Source organism: Streptomyces sp. NRRL S-340 (genome assembly GCF_000720185.1).
Lineage (GTDB): Bacteria > Actinomycetota > Actinomycetes > Streptomycetales > Streptomycetaceae > Streptomyces.
In genome coordinates, this window is record NZ_JOIY01000139.1 from 1 (window position 1) to 253 (window position 253).

Annotated in this window: 1 protein-coding gene; it reads right to left on the minus strand. The window is 75.9% G+C overall.

Annotated features, from left to right (window positions below; genetic code table 11):
- The coding region (locus IG64_RS37305) for a TetR/AcrR family transcriptional regulator C-terminal domain-containing protein (RefSeq protein ID WP_037865045.1) at positions 1-253 on the minus strand (253 nt) is incomplete at both ends.

Sequence of the window (253 nt, forward strand, 5' to 3'; positions counted from 1 at the left end):
GCGTGGCGGCGAGGTGCGGATAGGTCCCGGCCTCCACCGCCTCGTGCAGGGCTCCGGCATCGGTGGGACCCCCGTCTGCCGGCCGGAGGGCGGCCTGTTCCTCCAGGGTGTGGCCGGCGGTGAAGTTGGCCACCGCGTAGAGCGCCCGCGCCGCTTCGGCGTCGCCGAAGCCCGCCTCGCGCAGCACGCCGACGAGGCTGTCGGCGAAGCCCAGGGTGTTCGGGCCGGTCGCGTGCGTGCCGGTGAAGACGCG